Source organism: Desulfosarcina sp. (assembly GCF_041551955.1).
GTDB lineage: Bacteria > Desulfobacterota > Desulfobacteria > Desulfobacterales > Desulfosarcinaceae > Desulfosarcina.
In genome coordinates this window covers 1-8,554 of the sequence record NZ_JBFELV010000206.1, presented here as the reverse complement: position 1 = coordinate 8,554, position 8,554 = coordinate 1, and the positions used below count along the sequence as shown (strand labels likewise).

The following is an 8,554-nucleotide window of genomic DNA, read 5'->3' as shown; positions in this document are numbered from 1 at the left end:
TGCCAGTCTTGGCGCCATTCAGCGGCGGCTGCTGGTGCTGGAAGAGCAGGGGGCCGAACGATTTTTTGGCGAGCCGACCCTGCAACTGGCCGATCTGATGCACACGGATTTTTCCGGACGCGGGGTCGTGAGCCTTTTCGATGCCAGCCGGCTGATCCACAATGCACCGCGTCTTTACGCGGCCTTCTTGCTCTGGCTGCTGGCCGAATTGTTTGAGCAGCTGCCCGAAGTGGGTGATTTACCGGCCCCGAAGCTGGTACTTTTTTTTGACGAGGCGCACCTGCTTTTTTCAGGAGCCCCGAAACCATTGCTGGAAAAAATTGAACAGGTGGTCCGGTTGATCCGGTCCAAGGGCGTCGGGGTCTATTTCATCACCCAGAATCCCATGGACCTTCCGGATAACGTATTGGGCCAACTGGGGCTTAAAGTTCAGCATGCCCTGCGGGCATTCACACCCAAGGATCAAAAGAGCATTCGGGCCGTAGCGGCCTCGTTTGTGACCAATCCGCTATTTCAGACAGCCGACAAGGTCACCACCCTGGGCATCGGTGAAGCCCTGGTCTCCGTGATGGGCGATGACGGCAGGCCTCAGCCGGTGCAGCAGACTCTGATTGCGCCTCCGGAGGGCCGCATCGGTCCGATATCGGATGACGAGCGAGAGGCCGTCATGCAGCGCGCACCCATCCGCGGACGCTATGATGCTGCCGTGGACAGGTCGTCTGCTTACGAGATGCTCAAGCAACGTGCTGAAACCGCCCGGACGGCTGAAACGCAGCGGCTGAAGGAGCTGGAAGCGGAGAAAACTCAGCGCCAGGGTCAGCGGCGCAAGACTACCGGCGGGCGCCAGCGCCAGAGCGTCGGAGAGGCCATGATCAAAAGTGCCGCACGCTCGATCGGCAGCTCAATCGGCAGACAGATCATCCGGGGCGTGTTGGGATCCATTTTCGGCAAACGATAGGGAAAGGAGAATTCCCATGGAAGATAACGGCGATGAACTGGAGGGTGGCGGACCGGCGGATGAGGAGGAAGTCGAGTCAGACGCTGAACCTGAAGACGACGCCATCCTGCATGAAAAAAACGGGACCTCGTCTCCCCGCGAAAATATCTGATGATCAATCCATTTTCCATCCTCAATCGGTATTTGTTTCTGGAGATGTTGCCGCCGTTTTTTATCAATCTGGCCTTTTTCTCCTTTATCTTTCTGATGAAGCAGATTCTCGAAATCACGGATATGATCGTCAATCACAAGGTGGGTGTCGTTCCGGTGTTTCTGCTATTGGCCTACACCATGCCTTATTTTCTTCAGTATATCATCCCCATGTCCACGATGATGGCGGTCTTGATGGCGCTATTGAGAATGTCCAGCGACAATGAGATTATGGCTCTCAAAGCCGGGGGGGTAAGCATATACCGTTTGTTGACGCCGGTGCTGATCTTCAGCCTGACGGGAACCCTGATTACCGGGTACATGACCATCTTCGGTGTTCCATCGGGCGCTGAACGTTTCAAAACGTTGCTTTTTGATGTGGCCGCCGCCAACCTGAACGTCAGCATAAAAGAGCGGACATTTAACGATAATTTCAAGCAGATCATGCTTTACGTCAATAAAATAGATCCCCAGAGCGGTGAACTGCACAATGTGCTGATTGAAGACAGCCGAACGTCAGGGGGCAACAATACGGTCGTTGCACGGAGAGGACGGCTTTTCGGCGAACCTAAAGAGATGGTTTATTTCCTGCGGCTGTATGACGGAACGATCAGCCAGATGGACATGCGCGACCGGTCTTCTCACACAATCAATTTTGAAACATATGACATCCGGTTGGACCTGAAAGATGTCATTTCGACGCCTGGTATCGCCAATCAGGCTCCCGATGAAATGACCCTGCCCCATCTCAGGGCCTATTTGAAACGGGTCAGCTCCGACAAAGCCCAGTACCTCAGCGCCCTGCTGAAATATCACAAGAAATTTTCGATACCCGTAGCCTGTTTGGCCATGGGGCTGCTGGCCATGCCCCTGGGCATCCAGGCCCGGCATTCTAAAAAAGCATTTGGGATCGGGCTGGGACTTCTCTTTTTTCTGCTGTATTATATTCTCCTTTCCGTGGGTACGGCGTTCGGCGAGAATGGCAACTACCCGCCGGTGGTCGGCATGTGGATGCCCAACGTGGTCCTCGGGGGATTCGGCATTTATCTGCTGGTTCTGTCGGCCAAAGAAAAAAAGATCCGCGTCAATTGGGTGGGACGGATGGTAGATGGAGTCATGAAACGGTTCGGAAGAATATGACGATTCTTTACCGCTACGTCACCAGGGAGATACTGGCCAGTTTTTTGATTGTACTGGTTGCGGTGCTCAGCATTTATGTAGCGGTCGATTTCATCGAAAAAATTGACAACTTCATGGAGGCGGGGGTACCGGCGACCCGTTGTGTCGTCTATCTGCTGTACAAACTCCCCTTTATTTTTGTCCAGATTGCACCGGTGGGCTTTCTTCTGTCGATTCTGGTTGCCCTGGGGTTGATGAACAAAAACAATGAAGTCATCGCCCTCAAAAGCTGCGGCATCGGCAAGAACCGGCTGCTCAAACCAACCATGGTACTTGGCGTGCTTTTTTGTGCAGGGTTGTTTCTGGTTGCCGAAATGCTTGTGCCGGCATTTATGGTCAACGCCAACCAGATTTGGCTGCAAGAGGTCCGAAAAAAGAACATCTACGCGTCCAAGACCAATGATATCTGGATGCGAGCCGCCCGGCAGATCATCCATATCAAACAATATGTGCCCGAAGAGAAACGGGTTGCCGGCATCACCATACACACCTTTGATGATAACTTCCGGCTGATTGAGCGAGTCGACGCCGTCGCGGGCGTGTTTGAAAACGGTCGGTGGCAACTCGACGACGCTGTTCGACAGGTGTTTGAATCAGATGGTGGCGACCAGAGAATCACTTTACACAACACGATCGTGGCCGATATCGATCTGAACCCCGACGACCTGGCCCAGGCGGCAAAACAGTCCGATGAAATGGGTTTGGCCGAACTGGGGCGTTATATCCGGAAAGTGGAGCGGGAAGGTTATGGCGCCACCCGTTATCGCGTTGACTATCACAGCAAAATGGCCGCACCGTTTGTCTGCATCTTTCTCAGCGTTCTCGGTGCCGGCATCGCTCTGCGGGGAAACATGCGCGAGGGGATGCCGGTGAGCATCACGTATGGATTGGGGATTGCATTTCTTTACTGGATTTTCAACAGCTTCTGTCTTTCCCTGGGCTATGCGGAATTGATGCCTGCCGTGATCGCGGCATGGTTGGCCAATCTGGTGTTTTTCAGTTTTGCCGGTTTTTTGCTGCTGGTTTCCAATTGAAGTGGCAGTCGGCTTGTTCAGGATGCTTTCCCGACGACAGAGGGCCATCGTGGTTTACGTTTATAATCTTGCAATGGGTTTAGCGATTATTTTGTTGTGGCCGGTCTGGGTTCCTTTGGTGTGGACCCGAAAAAAGCGTCGTCGCACGTTTATGCAAAGATTGTTCATGCAAGCCCTTTCCCGAAGCGGTCCTGAATCGCCAGCTGCCCGGGGGAGATGGTGGATTCATGCCCTTTCGGTGGGAGAGGTGCTGTCGGCTGAGCCGCTGGTCAAAGCGCTGGCCCAAAAAAATGGTGCCCGGTCGCTGATCTTTACGGCATCTACCCAAACCGGCTTTGAAATGGCCATCCGTTTGATCGCACCGCATGTGTCTGCGGTCAGGCATTTTCCCTATGACACGCTCTTTTCCGTGAACCGGGCGCTGAATGTGATTAGACCATGTCGGGTGGTGATCGTGGAAACAGACATCTGGCCGAACTTCCTCCATCGATTAAAAAAACGCAGGATCCCGGTTTATCTGGTTAACGCCCGGCTCTCCGATCGATCCTTTCACGGGTACACGCGTATCGGCTGGCTGATGGCGCCCTTGCTGTCGGTGTTCGGCCGGATCTGCGTGCAGACGGACGCTGATCGATTGCGTTTTCGGGCCTTAGGGGTTGCTGACGACAGATTGATGACGGTGGGGAATATCAAATTTGACCAGGCCCCCGCCAGGATGTCGACAGCAGAAAAAAAACAGTTAGCACAGAAATTCAACCTTTCGGCGGACGCACCCGTGTGGGTGGCCGGCAGCACCCACGAGGGAGAAGAGGAGATCCTATCGATCGCCTACCGGAAGGCATCTGCGGCCGGTATCCATGCGGTGCTGATTGTCGCCCCGAGAGATCCGGACCGCGCTGCCGCTGTGTGCCAAATTTTCAGCCGCTCAGGATACGGTGCCGTGACGCTTTCCCAGATGGAAAAGCAACCCGCCCCGTCCAGCGTGGTGGTGATCGACCGCATCGGCATGCTTCGCCGCCTGTATGCACTGGCCGACGTTGCCTTTGTGGGCGGCAGCCTGGTGAGTGAGGGCGGCCACAATCCTTTGGAGCCGGCTTCTGTGGCCAAACCGATTCTTTTCGGGCCCCACACCGATGATTTTCGCTGGATCTGCCAGACGTTAGAAAAAGCCGGCGGCGCCATGCGGGTGCACGATGCAGATCAACTCGCCGAATGGGTTGTCCATCTGATCGCTAACCAGGCGGACAGCCGTCGTGTCGGCCGCTGTGCCTATGGGGTGTTTGCCAAACACCGGGGCGCCGTGGAACGCACCCTTGCGGCAATCGACGCGCCCGTTGACAGCGTGGACCCATGACCCGGTTAAAAAAAATCATCCAACGATTCGAGCGGCGAGTTGAGATGGCGGCCAAGGGAGAAGATCCCACGCCGTTTATTTCCATTGAAACCGTCCTGCGGGTTCTCTCCGTTGTATACGGCGGCCTCATGTGCCTGCGTGCTCGTCTTTATGAAACGGGTGTGCTCACCTCTAAACGCCTTCCATGCCGTGTTTTGTCCATCGGCAACCTGGTTGCCGGTGGAACGGGGAAAACGCCCATGACGATCCTGGTTGCCCGAATGATCCGGGATATGGGTTGCCGCGTGGTGGTGCTCAGTAGAGGCTATGGGGGGCGGATGGAAAAAATGGGGGGCATCGTCAGCGATGGCCGGACGATATTCAAAGGCCCTGAAGATGCCGGGGATGAACCTTATCTGATGGCCAGGATCTTAAGGGGCATTCCCGTAACCGTGGGCCGACGGCGGTACGACGCCGGCATGATGGCCGTGAAGCGGTTTAAACCGGATGTGATCGTGCTCGATGACGCCTTCCAGCATCTCCGGTTAAAAAGGGATTTCAACCTGGTCCTTCTGGACAGCCGATCGCCGTTTGGCAACGGTCACCTGCTTCCGCGAGGGCTGCTACGGGAGCCGCTTTCGGCACTGCGCCGGGCGCATGCGGTCGTATACACGCGCAGCGAACAAGCACTCAATCGCCCAATCCGTGATCGGTGGATAACGCACCAACCGATGTTTTACGCCACCCACCACCCGATAGTCAGAAAGGTTGATCAGACGGACCGCCTATTGGCAGATGATGCGTTGGACATCGGTATGTTGAAGGGCAAGAAAGCCGTCGCTTTTTCCGGCCTGGCAGACAACGCACAGTTTTTCGATTCATTGGAGCAGGCAGGGTGCGCGCTTGTGCATACTTTTTCCTTCGCAGACCACTACCATTATGATGCCAGTGATTTGGACCGGATCGCCGCAGCGGCTAAAAAAAAAGGCGCCGATGTGCTGGTGACATCTTTAAAGGATGCTGTAAAAATCGAAAACGTTAAACAATGGCCGGTGGCGCTGGTGGTCGTCGACGTAATCATCAAACTGGCCAAGAATGATGTGTTTTTCAAGACCCTTTCCGATGTGCTGGTCTCAAAACCAACCTGAACCATCCTAAAGATTTTCCACGCCAACCCGATACTTTCTTCAATCCAGCGAACTCCCATAAGCGACAGGCTATCGTTGAGAAGGCACGGTGCAGAGAGCCGCTATTAAAAATTTTAATAGTTGAGGCATCATGCTTAAAAACTTTTAAGGCTTGCAATGGGCATGATGGAGGCGTTCAGATTGCGATAATAAAATGATTTGGGAATTAATCGTGCGAAACAAGGTAGATAGCAAGGGTATGATGGTCTCTTCAGCCCAATTTTTTAACTGTGGCATAAAATTTGTTTGCATCATTTAAAAAATGACCCACAGGGGAGATACAATGCAAGATCAATTTGAATCCAACGTAAACGAAGACCGGATGATTATCGGATGTTCGCCCTTTCAAAAGAGTAAGTGCGGCAAGATGAACAATCGGGCTGGATTTTCAGTGATGGAATTGATGGTGACCATTGCCATCGTCGGTATTTTGGCGGCCGTCGCCATTCCCAGCGGCTTTTCCTGGCGCAGAAACGCCCAGTTCAATTCAGCGGTGCGAGACGTCAAGGCCAATATGGAGTTGACCCGCATGTTCGCCATCCGGAGCAATTTGCCGGCCGACGTCGTTTTTGTCGACGGCGCCAATACATTCTCGACCGTCAGGAGGAGTCGCGCCGCCGGCGTTTTGGTCGCGCTTCCTCCTCAGGTGTTCCAGTTGGCCCCCGGAATCACCTTGACGTCGACGTTCGCTGGCGATGTGCTAAATTTTAACAACCGCGGAATGGCATTTAACGCCGGTGTGCCCAATCCCGGCACGGTGACTGTCAATGGACCCGGCGGACTGGTGCGCAACATTGCGGTCAGTCTTGTGGGCAGTTCTCAAGTCCAGTAATGGCCGGAACCCAGGAGGGAAATCGACGTATGAGACGCTCAGACCAATTAGGATTCACGCTCGTCGAACTGATGGTCGCCATGGTCATCGGATCCATTCTGATGGTGGCGGTGGTTGCGGCCTACCAGATTCAGGTGGGCAGCAAAAACACCCAGGAGGCGCTCACGGACATGAACACCACGGCCCGGGCGGCCCTGGAGATCATGACCCAGGAGCTGAGCACAGCCGGTTGCGATCCCAACGACACCAACACCGCAGGGATCGTGAATGCCGCGGCCAATGATCTGACCTTTACCATGGACATCGGCAATACCGCCGGCAACTCTTTCCGGCCGGACGGCCTGCTCGATGGCCCCAATGAACAGATCCGCTATGCGATCAACGCCGCCGGGAATTTGGGGCGGGACCGATTGGATGGGGCCGGTCTGCAGCCCCTGGCGCGCAACGTGGACGCCATTGATTTCGTGTATTTGGACGGCAGCAACCCGCCCAACGTGATTGCGAGTCCGATAGCCGCTGCCAACTTAGGGGACGTCCGCAGCATCCAGATCACCATGGTGGCCCGTTCCGGGCGGCCGGCGTCTGGATTGATGCGGACGCCGGTGGACAACCGCGTCTACACCAACCAGCAGGGCACCGTGTTGGTGTTTGCCAATGGTGCTCCCAATCCCCCGAACGATTCGTTTCGGCGCCTGTTGCTGACCACCACCGTCAATTGCCGCAACCTGGGTGTCGGACCCTAACGGACCGCCCCAAAAGGAGATCAATCGATATGGCACGAACGCGTTTTGTTTCCAATGCCTCCGGGTTCACAATGATCGAGGTGATGGTCGCCATCGCTATCTTTTCCATCGGCCTGATGGCTATGGGAACGCTTCAGACCGCCGCGCTGATGAGGACCGGCGATGTCACCAGAAAGACCGAAGCCTGGCCGTTGCTCGCGGAGCAGGCGGAACGGATCAAACAGCTGCCGTTCTACCTGAATGTGGGTGCCCAGACCCACCCGCCTGAATTGGACGCCGGCGGGTTCGGCGGTCCGCGCAGCGTCGTCTCCCCGGATGGACGGTACACCATCCAATGGGAGGTGGCGGATGACGAAGCCATCGTGCTGCAAAACGAAACGGCCTTGCCCGGCGTGCCGGTCGGCACCTACACGGTCCAAAAACGGATTACCATGGTGGCCTTTGGGCAGGGCGGCAACCCGCTGGCGCCCATGGCGCAGGTAGAATTTTTCAAGGTGTGGTGGGCCACGGGCGTACCTTAAGCCCGACGCCTGTGAACGGGATGACCACTATTCACCATCAATCCACGAGGTTTCTTAAAATGATTTGCCAAACCGATCAGATAGCACTGTCAACCCCGGCTGTCGGCGATTCGCAGGGCCATCGGTCCGGCTCCATAGCCAACCAAAACGGTTCCGTGATGGTCCTGGCCCTGATGATCATGGCCATTATGATGGTGATCGCCATTGCTTCCTCCGACACGGTTGTCACAGAAAATTTTATCGTCCGCAACGTCGGAATTCACCATCAGAATATCAACCTCGTGGAATCGGCCCTCATGAATGGCTTGCAGCAGTTCATGCAGATCGCAGACAACGACCCGGACAACTTCGATCCGGACATCTCCAACACGGACTGGATCAACAACCGATCCGATGCCTGGACCACCGGCGCCTGGTACAATCGGGGCGATGTCGCCACGATGTTGAATGCCAATAATTCAATCAATGCCAACGAGGACGCGTTAGGCAATAATGTGATCGACACCCTGGCCACCCGGGGCGAGGCCGCCAACGGCGGGCTGCGCTGCTCCATTGTGGGCTGGGAACCGGTCGTCTAC

10 protein-coding genes are annotated in these 8,554 nt (G+C 55.3%); all 10 read left to right on the top strand.

Annotated features, from left to right (window positions below):
• Positions 1 to 958, top strand: a 958-nt coding sequence (locus tag ABYV26_RS15235; RefSeq protein ID WP_372682213.1) for a helicase HerA-like domain-containing protein, incomplete at its 5' end; no start/stop codon positions are given.
• Positions 959 to 974: 16 nt separating this feature from the next.
• Positions 975 to 1,109: a hypothetical protein gene (locus tag ABYV26_RS15230; protein ID WP_372682212.1), complete on the top strand. Its 135-nt coding sequence runs from the start codon at positions 975 to 977 to the stop codon at positions 1,107 to 1,109.
• Positions 1,109 to 2,287 (top strand): LPS export ABC transporter permease LptF, encoded by a 1,179-nt coding sequence (lptF, locus tag ABYV26_RS15225; RefSeq protein WP_372682211.1) that lies wholly within the window; start codon positions 1,109 to 1,111, stop codon positions 2,285 to 2,287. The genes ABYV26_RS15230 and lptF overlap by 1 nt, the downstream gene beginning before the upstream one ends.
• Positions 2,284 to 3,360 carry an LPS export ABC transporter permease LptG gene (gene lptG / locus ABYV26_RS15220; protein ID WP_372682210.1) on the top strand — a complete coding sequence of 359 codons (1,077 nt, stop codon included), beginning with the start codon at positions 2,284 to 2,286 and terminating at the stop codon, positions 3,358 to 3,360. The genes lptF and lptG overlap by 4 nt, the downstream gene beginning before the upstream one ends.
• Before the next feature lie 166 nt (positions 3,361 to 3,526).
• On the top strand, positions 3,527 to 4,714 hold the full coding sequence (locus ABYV26_RS15215) for a 3-deoxy-D-manno-octulosonic acid transferase (RefSeq protein ID WP_372682209.1): 1,188 nt from the start codon (positions 3,527 to 3,529) through the stop codon (positions 4,712 to 4,714).
• A complete protein-coding gene (gene lpxK / locus ABYV26_RS15210; protein ID WP_372682208.1) occupies positions 4,711 to 5,841 on the top strand; it encodes a tetraacyldisaccharide 4'-kinase in 1,131 nt (376 codons plus the stop codon). Before ABYV26_RS15215 ends, lpxK begins: the two co-directional genes overlap by 4 nt.
• Positions 5,842 to 6,163: 322 nt before the next feature.
• Positions 6,164 to 6,712, top strand: a complete 549-nt coding sequence (locus tag ABYV26_RS15205) for a GspH/FimT family pseudopilin (protein ID WP_372682207.1) — start codon at positions 6,164 to 6,166, stop codon at positions 6,710 to 6,712.
• Between the two features lie 29 nt (positions 6,713 to 6,741).
• Positions 6,742 to 7,455, top strand: coding sequence for a prepilin-type N-terminal cleavage/methylation domain-containing protein (locus ABYV26_RS15200; RefSeq protein WP_372682206.1), 714 nt, complete (start codon positions 6,742 to 6,744; stop codon positions 7,453 to 7,455).
• 29 nt (positions 7,456 to 7,484) lie between these two features.
• Positions 7,485 to 7,976, top strand: coding sequence for a prepilin-type N-terminal cleavage/methylation domain-containing protein (locus ABYV26_RS15195; RefSeq protein WP_372682205.1), 492 nt, complete (start codon positions 7,485 to 7,487; stop codon positions 7,974 to 7,976).
• Between the two features lie 59 nt (positions 7,977 to 8,035).
• Positions 8,036 to 8,554, top strand: a 519-nt coding sequence (locus ABYV26_RS15190) for a hypothetical protein (protein WP_372682204.1), incomplete at its 3' end; no start/stop codon positions are given.

Excerpts from the sequence above, each read along its gene's own strand:
- ABYV26_RS15230 (WP_372682212.1), top strand. The coding sequence starts at position 975 with ATGGAAGATAACGGCGATGAACTGGAGGGTGGCGGACCGGCGGATGAG.
- lptF (WP_372682211.1), top strand. The coding sequence starts at position 1,109 with ATGATCAATCCATTTTCCATCCTCAATCGGTATTTGTTTCTGGAGATG.
- lptG (WP_372682210.1), top strand. The coding sequence starts at position 2,284 with ATGACGATTCTTTACCGCTACGTCACCAGGGAGATACTGGCCAGTTTT.
- ABYV26_RS15215 (WP_372682209.1), top strand. The coding sequence starts at position 3,527 with ATGCAAGCCCTTTCCCGAAGCGGTCCTGAATCGCCAGCTGCCCGGGGG.
- lpxK (WP_372682208.1), top strand. The coding sequence starts at position 4,711 with ATGACCCGGTTAAAAAAAATCATCCAACGATTCGAGCGGCGAGTTGAG.
- ABYV26_RS15205 (WP_372682207.1), top strand. The coding sequence starts at position 6,164 with ATGCAAGATCAATTTGAATCCAACGTAAACGAAGACCGGATGATTATC.
- ABYV26_RS15200 (WP_372682206.1), top strand. The coding sequence starts at position 6,742 with ATGAGACGCTCAGACCAATTAGGATTCACGCTCGTCGAACTGATGGTC.
- ABYV26_RS15195 (WP_372682205.1), top strand. The coding sequence starts at position 7,485 with ATGGCACGAACGCGTTTTGTTTCCAATGCCTCCGGGTTCACAATGATC.